The organism is Burkholderia sp. 22PA0099, assembly GCF_047497165.1.
Taxonomy (GTDB): Bacteria; Pseudomonadota; Gammaproteobacteria; order Burkholderiales; family Burkholderiaceae; genus Burkholderia.
This window is the reverse complement of record NZ_CP163164.1, coordinates 490,713-511,670: the sequence shown is the minus strand read 5'-3', so window position 1 is coordinate 511,670 and position 20,958 is coordinate 490,713. Positions and strand designations below refer to the sequence as shown.

The 20,958-nt window shown below is 68.3% G+C and carries 21 protein-coding genes; 8 read left to right on the top strand and 13 right to left on the bottom strand.

What is annotated here, in order from left to right; translation table 11 throughout:
- Positions 1-46: 46 nt before the first annotated feature.
- Positions 47-673, bottom strand: a complete 627-nt coding sequence (locus tag AB4851_RS02325) for a TetR/AcrR family transcriptional regulator (RefSeq protein WP_414448267.1) — start codon at positions 671-673, stop codon at positions 47-49.
- Between the two features lie 196 nt (positions 674-869).
- On the opposite strand from AB4851_RS02325, the gene AB4851_RS02320 reads away from it, so the two are divergent.
- Positions 870-1,376 carry a TlpA family protein disulfide reductase gene (locus tag AB4851_RS02320; protein WP_414448266.1) on the top strand — a complete coding sequence of 169 codons (507 nt, stop codon included), beginning with the start codon at positions 870-872 and terminating at the stop codon, positions 1,374-1,376.
- A gap of 26 nt (positions 1,377-1,402) precedes the next feature.
- Here AB4851_RS02320 and AB4851_RS02315 read toward each other — a convergent pair whose 3' ends face one another.
- From AB4851_RS02315 to AB4851_RS02300, 4 genes are all read right to left on the bottom strand, one after another.
- Positions 1,403-2,350, bottom strand: a complete 948-nt coding sequence (locus AB4851_RS02315; RefSeq protein WP_414448265.1) for a GlxA family transcriptional regulator — start codon at positions 2,348-2,350, stop codon at positions 1,403-1,405.
- Positions 2,351-2,431: 81 nt separating this feature from the next.
- Positions 2,432-3,199 carry an SDR family NAD(P)-dependent oxidoreductase gene (locus AB4851_RS02310; RefSeq protein ID WP_414448264.1) on the bottom strand — a complete coding sequence of 256 codons (768 nt, stop codon included), beginning with the start codon at positions 3,197-3,199 and terminating at the stop codon, positions 2,432-2,434.
- A 59-nt stretch (positions 3,200-3,258) separates the two neighbouring features.
- Entirely contained in the window at positions 3,259-4,602 is a 1,344-nt protein-coding gene (locus tag AB4851_RS02305; protein WP_414448263.1) for an MFS transporter, read from the bottom strand.
- A gap of 71 nt (positions 4,603-4,673) precedes the next feature.
- Positions 4,674-5,045, bottom strand: coding sequence for a tautomerase family protein (locus AB4851_RS02300; protein ID WP_414441151.1), 372 nt, complete (start codon positions 5,043-5,045; stop codon positions 4,674-4,676).
- A gap of 314 nt (positions 5,046-5,359) precedes the next feature.
- Here AB4851_RS02300 and AB4851_RS02295 point away from each other — a divergent pair, with 314 nt between their 5' ends.
- Positions 5,360-5,788 carry a MarR family winged helix-turn-helix transcriptional regulator gene (locus AB4851_RS02295; protein ID WP_414441152.1) on the top strand — a complete coding sequence of 143 codons (429 nt, stop codon included), beginning with the start codon at positions 5,360-5,362 and terminating at the stop codon, positions 5,786-5,788.
- On the opposite strand, the gene AB4851_RS02290 is transcribed toward AB4851_RS02295, so the two are convergent.
- From AB4851_RS02290 to AB4851_RS02265, 6 genes are all read right to left on the bottom strand, one after another.
- Positions 5,789-6,631, bottom strand: coding sequence for a YkgJ family cysteine cluster protein (locus AB4851_RS02290; RefSeq protein WP_414448262.1), 843 nt, complete (start codon positions 6,629-6,631; stop codon positions 5,789-5,791).
- A 62-nt stretch (positions 6,632-6,693) separates the two neighbouring features.
- Positions 6,694-7,689, bottom strand: a complete 996-nt coding sequence (locus tag AB4851_RS02285) for an XdhC family protein (RefSeq protein WP_414448261.1) — start codon at positions 7,687-7,689, stop codon at positions 6,694-6,696.
- An 18-nt stretch (positions 7,690-7,707) separates the two neighbouring features.
- Positions 7,708-8,670: a LysR family transcriptional regulator gene (locus AB4851_RS02280; RefSeq protein WP_414448260.1), complete on the bottom strand. Its 963-nt coding sequence runs from the start codon at positions 8,668-8,670 to the stop codon at positions 7,708-7,710.
- 9 nt (positions 8,671-8,679) lie between these two features.
- Positions 8,680-10,134 carry an NAD(P)(+) transhydrogenase (Re/Si-specific) subunit beta gene (locus AB4851_RS02275; RefSeq protein ID WP_414449218.1) on the bottom strand — a complete coding sequence of 485 codons (1,455 nt, stop codon included), beginning with the start codon at positions 10,132-10,134 and terminating at the stop codon, positions 8,680-8,682.
- Between the two features lie 14 nt (positions 10,135-10,148).
- Positions 10,149-10,472 carry an NAD(P) transhydrogenase subunit alpha gene (locus AB4851_RS02270; RefSeq protein WP_414448259.1) on the bottom strand — a complete coding sequence of 108 codons (324 nt, stop codon included), beginning with the start codon at positions 10,470-10,472 and terminating at the stop codon, positions 10,149-10,151.
- Positions 10,473-10,486: 14 nt separating this feature from the next.
- Entirely contained in the window at positions 10,487-11,638 is a 1,152-nt protein-coding gene (locus tag AB4851_RS02265; RefSeq protein WP_414448258.1) for a Re/Si-specific NAD(P)(+) transhydrogenase subunit alpha, read from the bottom strand.
- Between the two features lie 270 nt (positions 11,639-11,908).
- On the opposite strand from AB4851_RS02265, the gene AB4851_RS02260 reads away from it, so the two are divergent.
- From AB4851_RS02260 to dctA, 6 genes are all read left to right on the top strand, one after another.
- Complete coding sequence (locus AB4851_RS02260) at positions 11,909-12,706, top strand: SDR family NAD(P)-dependent oxidoreductase (protein WP_414448257.1); 798 nt, start codon at positions 11,909-11,911, stop codon at positions 12,704-12,706.
- Between the two features lie 27 nt (positions 12,707-12,733).
- Positions 12,734-13,603 carry a type 1 glutamine amidotransferase domain-containing protein gene (locus AB4851_RS02255; protein WP_414448256.1) on the top strand — a complete coding sequence of 290 codons (870 nt, stop codon included), beginning with the start codon at positions 12,734-12,736 and terminating at the stop codon, positions 13,601-13,603.
- A gap of 158 nt (positions 13,604-13,761) precedes the next feature.
- Positions 13,762-15,126 (top strand): cytochrome c, encoded by a 1,365-nt coding sequence (locus tag AB4851_RS02250; protein ID WP_414448255.1) that lies wholly within the window; start codon positions 13,762-13,764, stop codon positions 15,124-15,126.
- Positions 15,123-15,590 (top strand): (2Fe-2S)-binding protein, encoded by a 468-nt coding sequence (locus tag AB4851_RS02245; protein WP_414441163.1) that lies wholly within the window; start codon positions 15,123-15,125, stop codon positions 15,588-15,590. The genes AB4851_RS02250 and AB4851_RS02245 overlap by 4 nt, the downstream gene beginning before the upstream one ends.
- Complete coding sequence (locus tag AB4851_RS02240) at positions 15,587-17,884, top strand: molybdopterin cofactor-binding domain-containing protein (RefSeq protein ID WP_414448254.1); 2,298 nt, start codon at positions 15,587-15,589, stop codon at positions 17,882-17,884. The genes AB4851_RS02245 and AB4851_RS02240 overlap by 4 nt, the downstream gene beginning before the upstream one ends.
- 121 nt (positions 17,885-18,005) lie before the next feature.
- A complete protein-coding gene (gene dctA / locus AB4851_RS02235) occupies positions 18,006-19,286 on the top strand; it encodes a C4-dicarboxylate transporter DctA (RefSeq protein WP_414449217.1) in 1,281 nt (426 codons plus the stop codon).
- A gap of 105 nt (positions 19,287-19,391) precedes the next feature.
- Here dctA and AB4851_RS02230 read toward each other — a convergent pair whose 3' ends face one another.
- The gene (locus tag AB4851_RS02230) at positions 19,392-19,691 is read right to left on the bottom strand and encodes a hypothetical protein (RefSeq protein ID WP_414448253.1); all 300 of its coding nucleotides are present in this window, start codon (positions 19,689-19,691) and stop codon (positions 19,392-19,394) included.
- A gap of 377 nt (positions 19,692-20,068) precedes the next feature.
- Complete coding sequence (locus AB4851_RS02225; protein ID WP_414441165.1) at positions 20,069-20,800, bottom strand: SDR family NAD(P)-dependent oxidoreductase; 732 nt, start codon at positions 20,798-20,800, stop codon at positions 20,069-20,071.
- Positions 20,801-20,958: the final 158 nt, after the last annotated feature.

The following is a 20,958-nucleotide window of genomic DNA, read 5'->3' as shown; positions in this document are numbered from 1 at the left end:
TTGACGAGCACGGAATGTTTTGCGCTCGATACGTCAGGCGAGCGCGCTAGGCGTGCTGACGATGCTCATGTGTCGCGACCGGCCGGAGCATTTGCCGCGTGACGGCCGCCGCGTTGTCGAACGGCGCGCGACCACCTGAAATCTTCGCCATCACGCTGGCGCCGAGCCAGGTCTGATAGAGCGTGCGGGCCGCTTCCGCCGGGTCGTGCACGGTGGCGAGCGAGCCATCGGCCACGCCGGCCTCGATGGCGGCGGCCAGGCGCGCGATGAGGCGTGCGGTGCCGTCGTGGAGCGTGCGCCGCATCGCGGCCGAGAGGTCCGCCACTTCCGCGCCGAGCTTGACCACCAGGCACTTCGCATGCGGGCCGGCGGCCATCTGGCTGTCGGCCCAATGCTGCCAATAGCGCATGAGCCGTTCGCCGACGCTTGCCGCATCCGGCGCCAGCATGGCGTCGAGCGTGGCCAGCGAGGTGTCGAAGTACCGCGCCAGCAAGGCCTGCCCGAAGGCCTCTTTCGAGGCGAAGTAGTGATAGAACGAGCCCTTCGGCACGCCGGCCGCATTCAGGATCTCGTTGAGGCCGACGGCGGAAAAGCCCTTGCCCGCCATGGTCGCTTGCGCGGCGTCGAGAAGGGTTTGCCGGGTCGCGCCCGACGGAGTAGCCTGATTCGTCATTGCTGAGGGTTCCTGAATAGACCAGTCGCCTGGTTCGTTCGATGGAGCCATCTTCGGCTTGCGGCGCGGCGACGACAATGCCGTATCTGCAATGATTCCGGCCATGCGCGGGATGACGGAAAACATGGCGAATCCGTCATTGGGCGCGCGGCGTGCCGCGCCGATAATGAGTCGCGCGACGAACAGGGAGCAGGCGATGCGAATCAGGAAAGGGCGGGTGGCGGCGGTGTTATTCGGGCTGGTGCTGGTCGCGGCGGTGGGGCATTACGCGCTGGCGCGGCCGCACGTGCCGGATACGACGTTCACGCTGCTGTCCGGGCAGCGCGTGTCCACCTCCGCCGACCTGGGCGGCAAGGTGTTTCTCGTCAACTTCTGGGATACCGATTGCTCGACCTGCATCGAGGAGATGCCGAGCATGAAGGCCACCTACGAGCGCTTCCATCCGGCCGGGCTGGCGTTCGTGTCGGTGGCGATGCGCTACACGCCGCGGCAGTACGCGGTCAATTATGCGCAGGGCCGCCATCTGCCGTTCATGCTGGCGCTCGACGACGGCAGTCTCGCCAAGGCGTTCGGCGACGTGCAACTGACGCCCACCACGCTGGTGGTGGACCGGCGCGGCAGGATTTTGAAACGCTATGTGGGTCGGCCCGATTTCGCCGAACTGGACGAGGTGGTCGGGCGGGCGCTGAAAGAGCCGGCCTGACGCAAACCGTCAGCAATCCGTAGGGATCAGACCAGTTGCAACGCACCGCCCGATGCGCGCTGGATGGTTTGCGGGGCTTGGCCGAACGCGCGCAGAAACGCCTGGCGCATCCGTTCGCGATCGCCGAAGCCGGTTTCGCGCGCGATGATCTCGATCGGGTGACGCGTGGTTTCCATCATCAGGCGCGCGGCTTCCACGCGCAGGCGTTCGACCGCCTTGGCCGGCGATTGCCCGGTTTCCTCGCGAAACACGCGGCTGAACTGGCGCGGGCTCAGGTTGGCGGCTTCGGCCAAGCGCTCGACGGACAGGTCGCCGTTCAGGTTTTCGCGCGCGAACGCCAGCGCCATCTGCACGCGGTCGGAGCGCGCATCGAGTTCGAGCAGCGCCGAGAACTGCGATTGGCCGCCGCCACGCCGTTGATACAGCACCAGCTTGCGCGCCACCATGCGCGCGGTTTCCAGGCCCAGGTCGCTCTCGACGATGGCGAGCGCGAGATCGACGCCGGCGCTCATGCCGGCCGAGGTCCAGATCTGGCCGTCGACGACGAAGATGCGATCCTCGTCGAGCTGCACGTCCGGGTACTGCTTCTTGAAGTCGCGCGCATGAAACCAGTGCGTGGTCGCGCGCTTGCCTTCGAGCAGGCCGGCGGACGCCAGCACGAACGCGCCGGTGCAGATCGAGGCGATCCGGCGCGAATGCTGCGGCGCGTGACGGATGTAGTTGCGCAGGCTTTCCGACGGCAGCCGGCACTCGTTGTCGCCGGCCACGATCAGCGTGTCGTAACCGTCGTCGGCCAGCAGTTCGCTGTGCACCGCGAAGCCCTGCGACGAGACGATCGGGCCGCCTGGTTCGGACACGATGCGGAACCGGTAGGCTTCCTCGCTGTGAAGCAGGTTCGCGTATTCGAACACGCTGGCCACGGCGAGCGCGAGCGACTGGAAGTTGGGGTAGACGACGAGTCCGACGGTATGCATGGCCGAAAATAACAAGATGTCCTGAATGATTGAATCTAGCACAAAACAGCCGCGATTTCCGGCCCTGTCGCGTGCAGGGTTTTACTGCGCGGTCCATCCGCCGTCGAGCCGCAGGCTGGTGCCCGTGATCATCGCGGCGGCCGGGCTGGCAAGGTAGAGCACGGCGGCGGCCACCTCGGCGCTGTCGAGCAGGCGGCCGGCCGGAATGCGATCGAACACCCATTGGCGAAATGCCGGATCGGCGAAGAACGGCTTCGTCATCGGCGTATCCACGAAGGTGGGCGCGACCGAGTTCACGCGGATGCCGAGCGGCGCCAGCTCCACGGCGGCGGCCTTGGTCAGCCCCTCGATCGCGTGCTTGGTCATGCAGTAGACGGTGCGTCCCGGCGCGCCCACGTGGCCCATCTGCGACGAGATGTTGACGATGACGCCGCCGCGCGGCGCGTCGCCGTGCCGGCCGCTCATGCGTTGCACGGCCGCCTGCGTCGCCAGGTAGGTGGCGCGCACGTTCAGCGCGAGCATGGTGTCGAGTTGGTCGGTCGTCACGTCGCGCAGGGGGGCGGGCGAATTCGTGCCGGCGTTGTTGACGAGGATGTCGAGCGCCGGCAGCGCGGCGAACGCGCGCTGCAGTTGATCATCGTCGAGGATGTCGCAGACGACCGGCTCGCAACGGCCGCCGGCCGCGCGAATCTCGCCGCAGGTGGCGTCGAGCGCGGCGGCGCCACGGCTCAACAGGTGAACGTGCGCACCGGCACGCGCCAGCAGCCTGGCGATATCGGCGCCGAGGCCGCGGCCCGCGCCGGTGACGACGGCGGTTTTTCCGTTCAGGGAAAACAAGTCTTCAAGCATGAGGCTCTCGTGATGGATCGATGGGGAGGGGTTGCCGGTTCGGTCGTGAGACCGAACCGTTACAGCTTGTTCAGGTTGCCTAACGGAGTTGGCGTTGGCGTCGGCTCCGTGCCGAGCGAGCGCGCATCGCGCGCCAGCAATGCGCACACCAGCGTGATGAACGCCGCGCCCATCGCGAACAGCGCGATCGGGCCGAAATCGCCGTACTTCGCGAGCAGCGTGGTGGCGATCACCGGCGTCGGCGCGCCGGCGAGCAGCGCGCCGAGCTGGAAGCCGATCGTCACGCCGCTGTAGCGCACGTCGGGGCTGAACATCTCCGCGAACCAGGCCGCCATCGGCGCGAACACGGCCGCGTGCGCGATGCTGATCACGATGGCCTCGGCCAGCAGCACCAGCAGCGGGTTGCCGGTGCCCACCAGCAGGAAGAACGGGTAGGGCGCGAGCACGGCCAGCAGCGCGCCGAACACCACCACCGGTTTTCTGCCGAGCCGGTCGGACAGCGCGCCGAACAGCGGATTGGTGAGCAGTTCGAGCGCGGCCGCCAACAGGATGGCGACCAGCACCATGCGGCGCGGCAAGCCCAGATGCCGCGTCATGTAGGACAGGCCGAAGGTCGTGAAGACGTAATACAGGATGTTGTCCGCGAAACGCAGGCCCGCCGACAGCACGATCGCCCGGGGAAAGCGGCGAATCGCTTCCAGGATCGGCAGGCGGGCTTGCTTGCGCGAATCGAGGATCTCGCGGAACACGGGCGGCTCCTCGATGCGCAGGCGGATCAGCAGGCCGATGACCACGAGCAGCGCGCTGCACACGAACGGAATGCGCCAGCCCCAGGCGAGGAAATCGGTTTCCGGCAGGCGGCTGACCAGTTCCATGGCGCCCGTCGCGAGGCACAGCCCGGCGGGCAGCCCCATTTGCGGAAAGCTGCCGTACAGCCCGCGCTTGCCTTGCGGCGCGTGCTCGACCGCGATCAGCGCCGCGCCACCCCATTCGCCGCCGACCGCCAGCCCCTGCACGACGCGCAACGCGATCAGCAGGACCGGCGCGAGCATGCCGATCTGCCCGAACGACGGCACGAGCCCGATCACGGCCGTCGAGATGCCCATCGCCAGCAGCGTGGCGACCAGTACGAACTTGCGCCCGATCCGGTCGCCGAGATGGCCGGCCACGATGCCGCCGAACGGGCGCGCGATGAAGCCGACCGCAAACGTGCCGAACGCGAGCAGCGTGCCCGTCAGCGGATTGTTGCCCGGGAAATACAGCGGGCCGAACACGATGGCCGACGCGATGCCGTAAAGGAAGAAGTCATACCATTCGATCGTACTGCCAATGAAACTGGCCGCGGCGATCGTCGACATTTTCGTCTTCGTGCCGTGGCCTTCAGCCGGGGTGGATGTATTCACGTTCGTCTCCTGCCTGCAGGCTTGTGCAATCGATGCTTGTTGTGTGTCGTGCTCCCGCGAGCCATGCCGCCTTACGCGTAGGGCGGATCGGGCAGTTGCTGGCCGCCGCGAATGATGTATTTGGCGACGTATTCGAGCAGGCCGGTTTCGATGCGGGTTTCGGGAATGCCGGCGCACCGGCTGAAGATCGCGCTGACCTGCTTGACCAGCGATACCTTCGCTTCCTCCGAGCGCCCGGCGCGGATGTTGCACATGATCAGCGTATCGCTGCCGGGTTCGCCGCCCACGTAGCTGCTCTCGGCGGCCAGGTCGTTGAAGACGACGCTGATGATGTTGATCGGCGACAGGATCGTGTTGTGCACGGCCTGGGTGATTTCCCTGGCGATTTGCCGTTTGATGTCGACGTCCAGCCCTGCGCGTGTGGTGCAAACGATGATCGGCATGGTTTTCAAGCTCCGTGGTGAGAGAGGCGGTGATGTGTCCAATCGGTTTCAGGCTATTTTGCATACGTATGCAAAATAGGGCGCTGGCAAGGGCGAGTTTCGCCACGAACCGCATTCCGGCCCGATTGGATGAGCGACCATCTATCGAAGCGACAATCGGCTGATCAATAGATGTACGTGCATCAGTATAGAGATCGATTCGCGAATCCGGTGTCCGTGAGAACCCTTGGTTGTACGCTGCGGATGCGTGTTTCAAGGGGTTTCCCGCTACCATGGCGGAGCTGCACGAATCCGCACAGGGAAGGCGAGGGGACATGTTCACGGAATGCTATTGCACCCAGTTCAGGCGTTCGGCGAATGCGCTGACGCAAATCTACGACGACACGCTGCGTCCGCTCGGCCTGAAGATCACGCAGCTTTCGCTGCTGCGCGCGCTCGACCGGCTCGAAGCCGCCACCTACAACGAGATCGCCGCCGAGGTGGCGCTCGACAAGACCACCATCTCGCGCAACATCAAGTCGCTGATCGAGGCGGGCTGGGTGGTGACGTCTCCTGATGACGATGCGCGCTACAAGGTGGCGCGCTTGAGCGACGAAGGCATTCGGGTGCTGGCCGAAGCGCAGCCGTATTGGCGCGAGGCGCAGGCGCGGGTGGAGCGGGAGATCCGCAAGTACTTCAAGGGGCCGGCGAAAACCGCGCTGCTGGAGGTGCTGCAAACGCTGCAGGGCGTTGGGTCGGCGTAATCAACCCGGCGCGTCCTCAACGAAGAAACCCAGATACGAAAACGCATCACCGGCCTGCTGCGTCCCGACGCGCTCCGCATCGGCATCGATCTCGCGCAGCGTGTCGAGCGTCGCGCTCCGGTTGCTGACATAGCGCCATGCATGCGGAGACCGCGGGTCGCGGCTCGTCTCAATGCCATTACCGCCATCGCCGCCATCCTCACCGGCAACGCGCGCGTTCGACGCCGCTTCGCGCGCCGTATCGAGCGCCGCGCGCAAGCGCGCGCGATCCGGCGAATAGATCACGAAGCCCTCGTTGGCCAGCGCCGCGCGATCGTAGCCCAGTTCGGCGCACAGATACGCCTTAGTCATGCGGTCCTGCGCATCGGCATGACGCGACTGGGCGATCAGGTCGGCCGTCTGCGCATCCACCAGCGTGCCGGCCCGCTGGAACACGGGCTGGCTGGCGGCCCAGGCTTCCGGCGGGCAGGCCTTCGCGGCCGGGTCGAGCGACACCGCCGGATTGACCTCGGCCGGATAGATCCGGCACACGCGCGGCCGTTGCTCGTACGCGCCGCAGGTCAGGTCGGCGCGCAGGTGCGGGCAGGCGCCGGCAAACGCGGCCACCAGCGTGACCGACACGCGCACGGGCAGCGCGCCGCAGTGCGCGGCGAACGAGCGTTGGCGTCGGTGGCGAACCAGCACCGGGTCGCCGGGCGGCTCCGCCGGCCACGGAATCGCGTCGCAGAACACTTGCACGGCGCCGCCGCGCGCCAGCCAGGCGGCGGCCTCGTCGACGGCGAGCGGCAGGCGCAGGTCGTGGCAGCATTGGCCGCAGCGGGTGCATGAAAAATGAATCGACATGAGCGGTGGCGAGTGAGTGAGGGCGGGTGCGCGCGTTGCGGCAAGCGGAATCGGCGCGGCGCTCAGGCGGCTTCCCGCGCCGTCTTGGCCGCCTCGATCTGAACGAACGCCGGCAGCGCGACGCCGTTCCGGGCGGCGGTCAGCTCGGCGAGGATCGATATCGCGATTTCCGGCGGCGTGCGGCTGCCGATATAGATGCCGGCGGGGCCGTGCAGGCGCGACACCTGCGCCGCGCTCAGGTCGAATTCCCGCAGGCGTTCGCGGCGCGCCCGGTTGTTGCGGCGCGAGCCGAGCGCGCCCACATAAAACGCAGGGGTCCTCAGCGCTTCCATCAAGGCGAGATCGTCGAGCTTGGGATCGTGCGTCAGCGCGATCACGGCGCAGCGCGCATCGAGCCGCATGTCGGCGACGGTATCGTCCGGCATGGTCCGCACCAGCGTGACGCCGGGGATATCCCAGGTGTCGCCGTATTCGTCGCGCGGGTCGCACACGGTCACCTGATAGTCGAGCCCCACGGCGATGCGCGCGAGATAGCGCGAAAGCTGCCCCGCGCCGATCACGAGCATCCGGTAGCGCGGGCCGTGGATCGTCGTCAGGCGGCGGCCGTCGAAGCGCAGTACAGCGTCGGCCGCAGCAGGCGCGAGGCGGGCGTGGCCGGTGGCGAGGTCGAGCGTGCGGGCGACCAGCGCGCCGCCGCGCACGGCGTCGTGCAGCGCCCGGATGCCGGAGGCGGGCGTCAGCGGTTCCAGCACGAGCTGAATGGTGCCGCCGCACGGCAGGCCGAAGCGGTGCGCTTCCTCGGCGCTGATGCCGTAGGTCAGCACCTCGGGCGTGGCGTGCGTGACGCCGGTGCGCCTCACGCGCTCGATCAGATCGTCCTCGATGCAGCCGCCCGATACCGAGCCCACCGCCAGCCCGTCGGCGCGCACCACCAGCATGGCGCCCTCGGGGCGGGGCGAGGAGCCCCAGGTTTTCACGACCGTGACCAGCAGGCTGCGGCGGCCCTCGTCGAGCCAGCGCGCGCCGCATTGCAGGACTTCGAGATCGACGCTATCCATGGTGGCGTTCCCGCGTGCTCATTCGGCGCGGTCGCGCCCGGCCGACACGGCGGGCGCGGGATGCGGGTTGAAATGATGCGCGGCGCCGACCGTGCGGAAATACGACAGGCAGGCCTCGATGAACGTGCGCACGCGACGCGGCGGCGACGCCGAGCGCTGGTACTGGATGCCGAGCGAAATTTCGCCGAGGCTCAGCGCGTCGCCGAGCCCGGCACGCAGCAGGTGGCCGCGCGCCAGATCGGCCGCCACCGTCAGTTCCGGCAGCATGGCGAGCCCCGTGCCGGCCAGCGCCAGCTCGCGCGCGACCAGGCCCGGCACCGCCGAATACGCCTTGCCCAGCGAGGCCGGGCACGCTTCGTCATGGAGTGCGAGGCATTCGCGCGACTCGGCACCGGCCTCGCGGCCGTCGATCAGCCGGTGCCGCGACAGGTCGCGCAAGGTGTGCAGCGGGCCGTGCTTGCGCAGGTACGGTTCGCTGGCCACCAGCACGTTGCGTGACGTGAACAACGGCCGGTTGACGACGGTGCTGTTGAGGATCAGGTCCGGCGGATAGATCGCGGCGTCGCAGCCGCTGTCGACCAGGTTCAGCGGCGCATCCTGCATGCTCACCTGCAGTTCGACGCACGGCGAGGTGGTGGAAAACGCATGCAGCACGGTGGCGATGCCCGAGGCCACCGCCAGCGGATGCACCACGATCCGGATCGGCCCGCACTCCGAGGTGGTGTCGTCGGCCAGGCGGCGCTCGGCGTCGTCCACCATCTCGATGATCCGCACGCAGGTCTCGAGATAATCGCGCGCGCCCTCGGCCAGCGAGACCTTGCGGGTGGTGCGATTGAGCAGCCGCGTGCCGACCTGCTGCTCGAGTTCGCGGATGGTGCGCGACAGAACCGGGCGCGACACGTTGAGATGTTCCGCCGCGCTCGTGTAGCTCTGGAATTTCGCCACCGCCACGAAGGCGCGCATCGATTGAAGGTGATCCATGGGCCCGCCTCATTCCACCGATTTGACCAGCGCCTCGACGACCTTCTTCGCATCGCCGAACACCATCATCGTCTTGTCGAGATAGAACAGCTCGTTGTCGAGCCCCGCGTAGCCGGCCGCCATCGAGCGCTTGTTGACGATCACGGTGCGCGCCTTGTACGCCTCCAGGATCGGCATGCCCGCGATCGGCGATTTCGGGTCGTTCTTCGCGGCCGGGTTGACCACGTCGTTCGCGCCGAGCACCAGCACCACGTCGGTCTGGCCGAACGCGCCGTTGATGTCGTCCATTTCGTGAACGAGTTCGTACGGCACCTCGGCTTCGGCCAGCAGGACGTTCATGTGGCCCGGCATGCGGCCCGCGACCGGATGGATCGCGTAGCGCACGTCGATGCCTTTCGCGACGAGCTTGTCGGTCAGCTCCTTGAGCGCATGCTGGGCGCGCGCGACGGCCAGGCCGTAGCCGGGCACGATCACCACCGATTCGGCATTGCCGAGCATGAAGGCGGCATCGTCGGCCGAGCCGGCTTTGACCGGCCGCTGTTCCTGCCGGCCGCCGGCCGCCGACGCGCCGGGGTCGGTGCCGAAGCCGCCGAGCAGCACGCTGAAGAACGAGCGGTTCATCGCGCGGCACATGATGTACGACAGGATCGCGCCCGACGAGCCCACCAGCGAACCGGCGATGATCAGCATCGGATTGTTCAGCGAGAAGCCGATGCCGGCCGCCGCCCACCCCGAATACGAGTTCAGCATCGACACCACCACCGGCATGTCCGCGCCGCCGATCGGCACGATGATCAGCACGCCGAACACAAACGCGATCAGCGTCATGGCGACGAACGGCAGCCACGCCTGCGTCGCGATGAACGCCGCGCCGAGGCCGAGCATCGCGAGCGCGAGCAGCAGGTTGAAGGCGTGCTGGCCGGGGAACGTGACCGGTGCGCCCTGGAACAGCCGGAACGTGTATTTCCCCGACAGCTTGCCGAACGCGATCACCGAGCCCGAGAACGTGACCGCGCCGATCAGCGTGCCGAGCGCGAGCTCGACGCGGTTGCCGTACGGAATCGCGACCGGGCCGGCCGTGCCGGTGGCGGCCAGCTCGAACGCGGCCGGTTCGGACACCACCGCATAGGCGATGCAGACGGCGGCCAGGCCGATCAGCGAGTGCATCGCGGCCACCAGTTCCGGCATCTTGGTCATTTCGACGCGCGCCGCGAGATAGGCGCCGATCCCGCCGCCGACGATCAGCGCGGCCAGCAGCAGCGCGAGGCCCAGCGTCAGGTTCGCGCCGAGCCGGCCCGCTTGCTGCGCGATCAGCGCCAGGCTCGTGACGACGGCGATCGTCATGCCGGCCATGCCGAACACGCTGCCGGCCCGCGCGCTTTTCGGATGCGACAGCCCTTTCAGCGCCTGGATGAAGCACACCGAGGCGATCAGGTACAGCAGCGTGACGACGTTCATGCTCATGAAATCGAGGGCCATCATGCACGCTCCGCCGCGCCCGCGCGCGCTTTCGGTTCTTTCCTGCGGAACATGTCCAACATGCGCCGCGTCACCAGGAACCCGCCGAATACGTTGACCGCCGCGAGCAGCACGGCCAGTGTGCCGAACGCCTTGCCCTGCGCGCCGACCGTCAGGCCGGTCGCGAGCATCGCCCCGACGATCACGATCGCGGAGATCGCATTGGTGACCGCCATCAGCGGCGTGTGCAGGGCCGGCGTGACGTTCCAGACGACGTGATAGCCGACGTAGATCGCCAGCACGAAGATGGTCAGGTTGATGACCGTGTGATTGATGACTTCCACCGCGAAGCTCCGGGTCAGAATGCGCGCGCGACCTCGCCGTCGCGTGCGAGCAGGGTCGACGCGACGATGTCGTCGGCGAGATCGATGTTCAGGACGCCTTCCTTCGTGACGATCAGCTTCATGAAGTCGAGCAGGTTGCGTGCGTACAGCGAGGACGCATCCGCGGGCACGCGGGCCGCCAGATTCGTGTAGCCGCAGATCCGCACGCCGTGGTGGTCGATCACCCGATCTTCCTGGCTGAGCGGGCAGTTGCCGCCGCGCCGGCCGCTGGCCGCGTCGGCGACCGGGCCGCGCCCGGCGGCCAGATCGATCACCACCGAGCCGGGCCGCATCGCCTCGACGGCCTCGGCCGGCAGCAGCGTGGGCGCGTCGCGGCCGGGCAGCAGCGCGGTCGAGATCACGATGTCGGCCTGCCGCGCGCGTTCGTGCACGAGCGCGGCCTGGCGCGCCAGCCAGGCGGGCGGCATCGGCCGCGCGTAGCCCCCGGCGCCTTCGGCGGCCTCGCGTTCTTCCTCGGTTTCGTACGGCACGTCGAGGAATTTCGCGCCCAGCGATTCGATCTGCTCGCGCACGGCCGGCCGTGCGTCCGACGCCTCGACCACCGCGCCGAGTCGCTTGGCCGTGGCGATGGCCTGCAGGCCCGCCACCCCGGCGCCGAGCACCAGCACGCGGGCCGCCTTCACCGTGCCGGCCGCGGTCATCAGCATCGGCACGAAGCGCGGATACAGCTCGGCCGCGATCAACACCGCCTTGTAGCCGGCGATATTGGCTTGCGAGGACAGCACATCGAGGCTTTGCGCGCGCGTGGTGCGCGGCGCGGCTTCGAGCGCGAAGGCGGTCAGGCCTGCGGCGGCCAGCCGCGACGCGTTGGCGGCGTCGAACGGCTCCAGCATGCCGATCAGCACCGCGCCGCGCCGGAACAGCGGCAGCTCTTCGGCGCTCGGGGTGCGGACCTTGAGCACCAGCTCGGCGTCGAACGCCGACGCGGCGTCGACCAGTTCGGCGCCGGCCGCCGCGTAGGCGTCGTCGGGGTGGCTGGCCAGGGCGCCCGCGCCGCGCTGCACGCTCACGCGGTGCCCCTGGGCGACATAACGCTTGACCGTGTCGGGCGTCGCGGCAACGCGCGCCTCGTTCGGCCGGGTTTCGGCAGGAATACCTATCTTCATCGGCTTGGCTCGATCTCATTGCGTTCATTGCGCCGCGGCGCGAGGCCATCGAAGGCCGGACGCCGTGCGGATCCGTTGCAGGGAGCCGATTCTGGGGAATCCGACGGCCGCGCCCAAGGACGAATCCGCAAGGTTTCCGGCCAAGCCGACCGAGCCGGAAGCGATGTCCGAAATCCTTGCATATTCGACATTGAGGGCGCGCGTCGCCCCGGCCAGAATGCAGCCATGACTCGACGCCCTGTCGGTTCACCCAACAAAAAAGGATTCACCATGACTGCTTCCACGAAAGGTTTCGCCCTGATCACGGGCGCTTCGGCCGGCATCGGCGCCATCTACGCGGACCGCCTCGCCAAGCGCGGCTACGACCTGATCCTGGTGGCGCGCAACCAGGAGCGCCTGAGCGCGCTGGCCACCCGCCTCACCGCGGAAACGGGCCGCTCGATCGAGACGATTGCCGCCGACCTGAACGACAAGGCCGCGCTCGCGAAGATCGAGCGCCTGCTGCGCGAGGACACGCGCATCACGATGCTGGTCAACAACGCGGGCATCGGCTCGGTCGCGTCGGTCCTGAACGACGACGTCGACACGATGGAAGCGATGATCAACCTGAACATCACCGCGCTGACGCGGCTGACCTACGCGGTGGCGCCGGCCTTCGTCGCACGCGGCGCGGGCACCATCATCAACATCGGTTCGGTGGTGGGCATCGCCGTCGAGATGCTGAACGGCGTGTACAGCGCTTCGAAGTCCTACGTGTTGAGCTTCGGCCATGCGCTGCAGCGCGATCTGGCAGGCAAGGGCGTGCGCGTGCAATCGGTGCTGCCGGCCGCCACCGCCACCGAGTTCTGGGACGTGGCCGGCTACGCGAAGCAGAAGGAAGCGGCCAGCACGATGCCCGCCGCCGTGCTGGTGGATGCCGCGCTGGCCGGCCTCGACGCAGGCGAGCTGGTGACGATCCCGACGCTGCACGACGGCGAGGCCTGGACCCGCTGGGAAGCCGACCGCCGCGCGCTCGCGCCGCAATTCGCCAACGCCAAGGCCGCGCCGCGCTACGCGCTGGACGCCTGAGCCCCCAACCTGACAACGGACACTGTGATGAAGAACATGCTCAAGATCGGCGCGGCGATTCTCGCGACCGCGACCGCGTTCGCCCTGCCGATGAGCGCCTCGGCGCAATCGCGCGGCAAGGTGCTGGTGGTGATGTCGAGCGCGCACCAGCTCGACCTGCGCGACGGCAAGAAATACGAAACGGGTTACTACCTCAACGAATTCGTGGTGCCTTACCGCAAGCTGGTGGAAGCGGGCTACGAGCCGGTGATCGCCAACCCGAAGGGCGACATGCCGGTGATGGACGCCAATTCGAACAACAAGATGTTCTTCGGCGGCGACGAGGCGGCCCGCGCCGACGCGCTGAAGTACGCGCAAGGCATCGCCCAGTTGAAGCACCCGAAGACGCTGGCCTCGGTGGTCGCGGGCGGCACCGGCGGCTACGTCGGCCTGTTCATCCCGGGCGGTCACGCACCGATGGTGGATCTGCTGAAGGATCGCAATCTCGGCAAGATTCTGGTGGGCTTCCACGACAACGGCCGTCCCACCGGGATCATCTGCCACGGCCCGATCGTGCTGCTGTCCACGCTGCCGGACCCGGATGCGTTCGTCGCCTCGATGGTCGCCAACGATGGCAAGGCCAATTCGCTCGCGAAGGGCTGGCCGTATGCGGGCTATCGCCTGACGGTGTTCTCGACCGGCGAGGAAGAACAGCTCGAAGGCCCGAACGGCCTGGGCGGCAACGTGCAGTTCTATCCGGTGAACGCGCTGGCCGAAGCGGGCGCGCACGTCGACACGATCGCCAACTGGCACAGCAACGTGATCGTCGACCGCGAACTGATCACGGGCCAGCAGCCGATGTCCGCGCCGGAATTCGGCGACGTGCTGGTGTCGAAGCTGAACGCGCGCACGCACTGAGCGTGGCCGCGCACGGGTCGATGTCCGGAAAACCGTGTGTTTCCGGCATGGACCGTCAATCCGGCGTCGCTTAACGTGGCGCCGTCAAGTTTCCGGCCGCCGCGCGATGCGGCGGCCGGATCGATTCAGAGTGTCTGCACCGGCGGGAACGCGTATCCATGGCTAGAAACAAGGAAGAGCTGCCGCAAGCCGGGCCGGCTTCGTCGCATCGTGCGGCAGGGCGATACCGGCGTTGGCTGGCATGGCTGGTGGCGGTATTGGCCGTGGGCCTGGCGGGCTTCGCCGCGTTCGCCTGGCGGCCTGCGATCGACGCCGTGCCGACGCCCGCCGCAGCGGATTTTTCGCCGGTCCTGGTCGGGCAGGGCGCGAAGCTTGCCGCCGCGGGTTTTTGCGCAAGCTGCCACAGCGTGACGGGCGGCAAGCCGTTCGCGGGCGGCTACGCGATGAAGACCGGCTTCGGCACGATCTACTCCACCAATATTTCGCCCGACCGCGACACCGGCATCGGCGACTGGTCGGAAGCGGCGTTCGTTCGCGCCATGCGCGAAGGCGTGGCGCGCGACGGCTCGCATCTGTTCCCGGCGTTTCCGTACGACCATTTCACGCGACTGTCGGATGCCGATATTCAGGCGCTGTACGCGTACATCATGACGCGCCCGCCGGTGCATGCGCAAAACCATCCGAACGAGATGCCGTTCCCGCTCGGGATTCGCGCGTTGCAGGCCGGCTGGAAACTACTGTTCTTCCATCCGACGCGATTCGCGCCGCGCGAGGATCGCTCGCCGAGCTGGAATCGCGGCGCCTATCTGGCCGAGAGCCTCAGCCATTGCTCGGCGTGCCATACGCCGCGCGGCCCGCTCGGCGAGGAATTGACGAACCGCTTGTACCAGGGCGCGGCCGTCGACGGCTGGTTCGCGCCGCCCTTGACCGCCGCGAATCCCGCGCCGGTGCCGTGGACCTCGGCCGAACTGCGCGATTACCTCGTGACCGGCCTGAGCCGCTATCACGGCTCGGCGGCCGGCCCGATGGCGCCGGTCGTGCAGGCGCTCGCCACGCTCGACGCCGACGATCAGGCCGCGCTGGTGACCTACGTCGAATCGCTCGGCGCGGGCGATGCGCATGCGGATCGCGCGGCGTCCGCGGTGGCCGCCGCGCTGGGCCAGGACGCGCTCGATCACGCGCGGGTCGACAGCGCCGGTGGCCGCCGCTTCCTGGCGGCGTGCGCCTCGTGCCACTACAACCGGCCGCCGGACGTCAATCCGCAGCGGCCGGAACTCGGCCTGAACAGCGCCGTGCAGCTCGACGATCCGTCGAACCTGATCCGCGTGATGCTGTACGGCATCAACGCGCAGGACGGCGCTCCGGGCATCGTCATGCCGGGCTTCGCGCACGCCATGACGGACGACGACATCGTCAGCATTGCCGGCTATTTGCGCAGCACGCGCACCGGCCGCGCGCCGTGGCCGGACCTGGCCAGGCAAGTGGCCGCGATTCGCGCGGCCGGACCCGGAGAAATTCGATGACGCAGTTTCAGATCAACGGCCGGCCAGTGCAGGTCGACGCCGACGAGCAGACCCCGCTGTTGTGGATCATCCGCGACGAGATCGGCCTGAAGGGCACCAAGTTCGGTTGCGGCATCGGCATGTGCGGGGCCTGCACGGTGCACGTGGGCGGACGGCCGACGCGCTCGTGCGTGACGCCGCTCGGCGCGGTCGAGGGCGCCGACCTCACCACCATCGAAGGGCTCGACCCGCACGGCGCGCATCCGGTGCAGCTTGCCTGGCGGGCGCTGCAGGTGCCGCAGTGCGGCTACTGCCAGTCCGGCCAGATCATGCAGGCCGCCGCGATGCTCAAGGATTTCCCCGCGCCGAGCGACGCCGACATCGATGCGGTGATGACCGGCAACCTGTGCCGCTGCATGACGTATTCGCGCATTCGCGACGCCATCAAGCAGGCCGCGCGCGAGATGGCGGGAGGCAAGCCATGAGCCGGGTGCAACACGGCGGCGGGGCCGTCAACCTGTCGCGGCGCGGCTTCCTGGTGGCGAGCGCCGCGACCGGCGCGCTGTTCGGCTTCTCGCCGGCCCATGCGCTCGATGTGCTGGCCGGCAGCGGGCAGGACGCGGCGGGCGGCGGGTTCGCGCCGACCGTCTGGTTCGGCATCGACCATCAGGGCGTCGTGACGGTGAACGTGCCGAAGGCCGAGATGGGCCAGCACATCGGCACCGCCATCGCGCGCATCCTGGCCGACGAGCTCGAGGCCGACTGGGGCGCGGTGCGGATCGTCGGGGTGGATACCGACCCGCGCTGGGGCTTCATGGTCACGGGCGGCAGCACGTCGGTGTGGGCCACGTTTCCGGTGTTCAGCCGGGCCGGCGCGGCCGGGCGGATCGCGCTGGTGGAGGCGGGCGCGGCGCTGCTCGGCGTGCCGGCCGCGGCCTGCGTGGCGCGCGGCGGCGCGGTGCATGCGGGCAGCCGCGCGATCGGCTATGGCGAGATCGTGCGCCGTGGCCGGCTCGGGCGGCAGTTCTCCGCCGACGAGCTCAAGGCGCTGCCGATCAAGCCGGCGGCGAGCCGCAGGTTGATCGGCCAGCCGGTGCCGGCGCTCGACGTGCCGGCCAAGACCACCGGCGCGGCCGTCTACGGCATCGACGCGGTGATTCCCGGCATGGTCCACGCGCGCCCCAAGCTGCCGCCCACGCGCTACGGCTCGAAGGTGCTCGCCATCGACGACAGCGCGGCGCGCGGCATTCGCGGCTACCTGCGCAGCGTGGCGCTCGACGATCCGTCGAACACCGTGCCGGGCTGGGTGATGGTGATCGCCGACACCTACTACGCGGCGTTGCGCGCGGCCGATCTGGTCAAGGTGACATGGCAGAACGGCGAGACCGCGACCGTCTCCGAGCAGGACCTGTTCAGCCATGCCGCCGCGCTCGCCGCCGATCCGCATCAGGGCGCGCTGCTCGATACCGGCGGCGGCGACGTGGATGCCGGGCTGGCCCGCGCCGGCACGACGCTCGACAGCCGCTACACCACTACCGGCGTGCTGCATTTCCAGCTCGAACCGGTCAACGCGGTGGCGTTCGAGAAGGGCGGCGTGTTCGAGATCCATACCGGCAACCAGGCGCAGGGCTTCATCCTGCCGGTGCTCGCCAAGGCCTTGCAGGTGCCGGTGGAGCGGATCGTGATGCGCACCTACCTGATCGGCGGCGGCTTCGGCCGCCGGCTGAACGGCGACTACGCGGTGCCGGCGGCGCTGGCCGCGAAGGCGCTCGGGCGGCCGGTCAAGATGGTGCTGACGCGCGAGGACGACACGCGGCTCGATTCGCTGCGCTCGCCCACGCTGCAACGGCTGCGGCTCGGCTGGGACGGCGGCGGCCGGATCGTGGCGATGGAGCATGTCGCCGTGGCGGGCTGGCCGAGCCTGACGGTGTTCCCGGGGAATATGCAGAAGGGCACCAACGGCGTGCCGTACGACCCGTTCTCGATCGCCGGCGCCGATCATTGGTACGACGTGGGCGCGCTGCGGGTGCGCGCCGTCAACAACGATCTGGCGCAGAAGAGCTTCCGCCCCGGCTGGCTGCGCGCGGTCGCGCCGGGCTGGACCAACTGGGCGCTCGAATCGTTTCTCGACGAGGTGGCGCACGCGCAGCGTCGCGATCCGGTGGCCTTGCGGCTCGCGCATCTGACCGGCGCCGGCCGCAACGCCGGCTCGGCGCCGAGCGCGACCGGCGGCGCGCTGCGGCAGGCCAACGTGATCCGGCGCGTGACCGCGCGCGCCGGCTGGGGCCGCGCCATGCCGCCCGACACGGGGCTCGGCCTTGCCAGCTCGTTCGGGCAGGAGCGCGCGATGCCGACCTGGTGCGCCTGCGTTGCGCAGGTCAGGGTCGATCGCCAGACCGGCCGCGTCACGGTGCAGAAGCTGTGGATGGAGATCGACGCCGGTTCGATCGTCGATCCGGGCGGCGCGCTGGCACAGGCCCAGGGCGCGACCTTGTGGGGCTTGAGCATGGCGCTGCACGAAGGCACCGGGTTCGAGAACGGCTACGTCAAGGACCTGAACCTCGATACCTATACGCCGCTGCGCATGGCCGACGTGCCGGCCATGGAGATCGCCTTCGTGCCGAGCACGCAGGTGCCGGTGGGCCTGGGCGAGCCGCCCACCACGGTGGTCGCGCCGGCCATCGGCAACGCGATCTTCGCGGCGGTGGGCGTGCGCATGCGCGATCTGCCGATCCGCGCCGAACGCATCCGGCAGGCGCTGCACGCGCCGAGCGCCTGACCCCGGCCGATGACGCTCGCCGTCATCGGCCGGCAGATCGGCCGGGCCGCCCTGCGCCCGGCCGCGCAACCCTGATTGCCGCCCGCGCTTCGCGATGAACCGGGCGGCCGAGAACGACATGATGAGACAGCCTTTCTACAAGATTCTTTACGTCCAGGTTTTGATCGCGATTGCCGCGGGCATTGTGCTGGGCCACTGGTATCCGCAGCACGCCACCGCGATGAAGCCGCTCGGCGACGTGTTCATCAAGCTGATCCGCATGGTGATCGGCCCGGTGATCTTCTGCACCGTCGTCACCGGCATCACCAGCATGGGCGATCTCAAGAAGGTCGGCCGGGTCGGCGGCAAGGCGCTGATCTATTTCGAGGTGGTGTCGTCGCTCGCGCTGGTGATCGGCCTGCTGTTCGGCCATCTGCTGCATCCGGGCGATGGCTTCAACGTGTCGGTCGCATCGCTCGATTCGCGCGCCATCGCGGGCTTCGTCAGCCGCTCCGAGCATCTCGACGGCATTGCCGGCTTCCTGCTCGGCATCGTGCCCAATTCGTTCTTCGACGCGTTCGCCAAGGGCGACACGCTGCCGATTCTGTTCGTTTCGGTGATGTTCGGGCTGGCGGTGTCGGCCGCCGGGGAGCGGGCCAGCGGCGTGAGCCTGGCGGTCGAGCGCTGCTCGGCGGTGTTCTTCTCGCTGGTGAAGATCATCACGCGGCTCGCGCCGGCCGGCGCGTTCGGCGCGATCGCGTTTACCGTCGGCACCTACGGCATCGCCTCGCTGATTCCGCTGTTCAAGCTGATCGCGGTGTTCTACGTGACGGCGTTCGTGTTCGTCGCGGTGGTGCTCGGCGCGGTGGCGCGGCTGGCGGGGTTCAACCTGTTCCGGCTACTGGCCTATCTGAAGGAAGAGCTGCTGATCGTGCTCGGCACCAGCACGTCGGAGGCGGTGCTGCCGCAGTTGATGGAGAAGCTGGAGCGGCTCGGCTGCTCGAAGGCGGTGGTGGGGCTGGTGGTGCCCACCGGCTATTCGTTCAACCTCGACGGCGCGAACATCTACATGACGCTGGCCGTGCTGTTTCTCGCGCAGGCCACCAATATTCATCTGACGGCGGGGCAGGAGCTGACGCTGCTGGCCGTCACGATGCTGACGTCGAAAGGATCGAGCGCGGTGGTGGGCGCGGGCTTCGTCGCGCTGGCGGCGAGCCTGTCCGTGGTGCCCACGGTGCCGGTGGCGGCGATGGTGCTGATCCTCGGCATCGACCGCTTCATGGCCGAGTGCCGCTCGCTCGTCAACATGATCGGCAACGCGGTGGCGGTGGTGGTGGTGTCGGCCTGGGAGAAGGAACTCGATCGCGAGAAGATGGTCGCGGTGCTGCGCGGCGGGCGTGAGCCGGAGCGGGTTCGGGTTTGAGGTGGCGGCGCATCAGGGCCGAGGCGTCGAATCGGGGAGGGCTCCAACTGGCCGAGCGGGTTCAAGACTCGCTCCCCGTGTGAGCGCGACGGCGTCCCTCAGGTTTCATCGTGCGTGATAGGCCCGCAGGCGATGCTCGAGCATGTCGCGGAGACGGGGAAAGCTGATGATCCATCCGTTTCTCACAACAGCGCCCGGTTCGAGAAGGTCTGCCGCATGCTTGTCAAAGTACTGTTGACTGCTCGCGAGGAGACGGCTGTACGATTCGGGGAATTCGCTGCGCACGACCATGCCTGCCAGGCGGAAGACATTTGCCTCGAGCGCGGATTCGGCGACGGCTGTCGGCGCACGTGCGACTTCTACGCACCTCGCCAGCAGGCTGTTTTCGAGATCACGGGCGTTCATGGTTGTCGTCCTTCAGATGTGCATCGGTACTCAATACCAACCCGCCTGAATATACCACCCCGAGATTTCCCAACCATCCTGTAAATCGACGAAGAGGCGCCCTTCAGGCGGCGATTCCGCGCTCTCGAAATGGGATGTTGGTTTGTCACTTCTCCGGCCCTTTTTTGCCTGCAATGGAATTCTTGTCGCGGCCTGGACGCTTTCCTCGAGTTCGAGGCTGGCGTTGCCCCGTCACGCCAGACACGGCACACACTCAGATTGCTGAATTCGTCGAGCGTCGACTCGCGAGGCGAGCGATACGTCGACGCGCCATGGAGACGCTTTTCGTTGTCATGCTCGAATGCGAGGGCCGCTGCCGAGCGCGGCCGCCCGACCGCTTAGAACGCTTCCTTGAACGGGCGCAGATCGATTTCCTGCGTCCACGCGCTCGGATGCTGCTGGTGCAGATGCCAGTAGGTGTCGGCGATCGCGTCGATGTTCAGCAGGCCTTCCTCGCCGCGTTCCTCGACGACGCCGGGCCGCAGGCTTTTCAGCCGGCTGCCGTTGATGCCGCCGTCGATCACCACGTGGGCGACATGCAGGCCCTGCGGCCCGAATTCGCGCGCCATGCTCTGACTCAGCATGCGCAGGCCGGCCTTCGCCGCCGAGAAGTGCGCGAAGCCGGGCCGGCCGCGCAGGCTGGCCGACGCGCCGGTAAACAGGATCGTGCCGGCGCCCTGAGGCAACAGCAGCTTGACGGCCTCGCGGCCGACCAGGAATCCGGCGAAGCAGCCGACGCGCCAGAAATCCTCGAACTGCTCGGCCGACACCTCCTGCAACGGGATATGCCGGTTGTTGCCGGCGTTGAACACCACCACGCTGGCTGGCGCGCGCCCCGCGCCCGGTTCGGCGGCGGCGCGGAACAGGCGCAGGACGTCGTCCTCGCGGGTGGCGTCCACCTGAATCGCCGTGCCGTTGCCCGCGCCGAGGCTGCTGGCCACGCGCTCGATCTTCTCCGGGGTGCGCCCCGCGACCAGCACATGAAACCCTTCTCGGGCGAAGCGGCGGGCCACGGCCGCGCCGAGCCCTTCCTCGGGGCCGACGCCCACGACCACTGCGGTTGGCTGCATGCTGTTCTCCTGGGTAGATGACGGTGGCGCGCCCGGCGTTGGCGGGCGCGCGCGAGGTGAAAATTCTGGGCTGTCGCGCGGCGACGTGCCATGACATCGACGCAAGACATCCGGCCATTCTCGATGATTCCGGCGAGGCGTGCCGGGGCCGCCGTCAT

Bases quoted from the DNA above. Each gene is read 5' to 3' on its own strand.
- AB4851_RS02310 (WP_414448264.1), bottom strand. From the start codon at position 3,199: ATGCTTGAAGACTTGTTTTCCCTGAACGGAAAAACCGCCGTCGTCACC.
- AB4851_RS02255 (WP_414448256.1), top strand. From the start codon at position 12,734: ATGAAGAACATGCTCAAGATCGGCGCGGCGATTCTCGCGACCGCGACC.
- AB4851_RS02245 (WP_414441163.1), top strand. From the start codon at position 15,123: ATGACGCAGTTTCAGATCAACGGCCGGCCAGTGCAGGTCGACGCCGAC.
- AB4851_RS02285 (WP_414448261.1), bottom strand. From the start codon at position 7,689: ATGGATAGCGTCGATCTCGAAGTCCTGCAATGCGGCGCGCGCTGGCTC.
- AB4851_RS02290 (WP_414448262.1), bottom strand. From the start codon at position 6,631: ATGTCGATTCATTTTTCATGCACCCGCTGCGGCCAATGCTGCCACGAC.
- AB4851_RS02315 (WP_414448265.1), bottom strand. From the start codon at position 2,350: ATGCATACCGTCGGACTCGTCGTCTACCCCAACTTCCAGTCGCTCGCG.
- AB4851_RS02325 (WP_414448267.1), bottom strand. From the start codon at position 673: ATGACGAATCAGGCTACTCCGTCGGGCGCGACCCGGCAAACCCTTCTC.
- AB4851_RS02280 (WP_414448260.1), bottom strand. From the start codon at position 8,670: ATGGATCACCTTCAATCGATGCGCGCCTTCGTGGCGGTGGCGAAATTC.
- AB4851_RS02250 (WP_414448255.1), top strand. From the start codon at position 13,762: ATGGCTAGAAACAAGGAAGAGCTGCCGCAAGCCGGGCCGGCTTCGTCG.
- AB4851_RS02260 (WP_414448257.1), top strand. From the start codon at position 11,909: ATGACTGCTTCCACGAAAGGTTTCGCCCTGATCACGGGCGCTTCGGCC.
- AB4851_RS02265 (WP_414448258.1), bottom strand. From the start codon at position 11,638: ATGAAGATAGGTATTCCTGCCGAAACCCGGCCGAACGAGGCGCGCGTT.
- AB4851_RS02230 (WP_414448253.1), bottom strand. From the start codon at position 19,691: ATGAACGCCCGTGATCTCGAAAACAGCCTGCTGGCGAGGTGCGTAGAA.
- AB4851_RS02275 (WP_414449218.1), bottom strand. From the start codon at position 10,134: ATGAGCATGAACGTCGTCACGCTGCTGTACCTGATCGCCTCGGTGTGC.
- AB4851_RS02320 (WP_414448266.1), top strand. From the start codon at position 870: ATGCGAATCAGGAAAGGGCGGGTGGCGGCGGTGTTATTCGGGCTGGTG.
- AB4851_RS02240 (WP_414448254.1), top strand. From the start codon at position 15,587: ATGAGCCGGGTGCAACACGGCGGCGGGGCCGTCAACCTGTCGCGGCGC.
- dctA (WP_414449217.1), top strand. From the start codon at position 18,006: ATGAGACAGCCTTTCTACAAGATTCTTTACGTCCAGGTTTTGATCGCG.
- AB4851_RS02225 (WP_414441165.1), bottom strand. From the start codon at position 20,800: ATGCAGCCAACCGCAGTGGTCGTGGGCGTCGGCCCCGAGGAAGGGCTC.
- AB4851_RS02295 (WP_414441152.1), top strand. From the start codon at position 5,360: ATGTTCACGGAATGCTATTGCACCCAGTTCAGGCGTTCGGCGAATGCG.
- AB4851_RS02300 (WP_414441151.1), bottom strand. From the start codon at position 5,045: ATGCCGATCATCGTTTGCACCACACGCGCAGGGCTGGACGTCGACATC.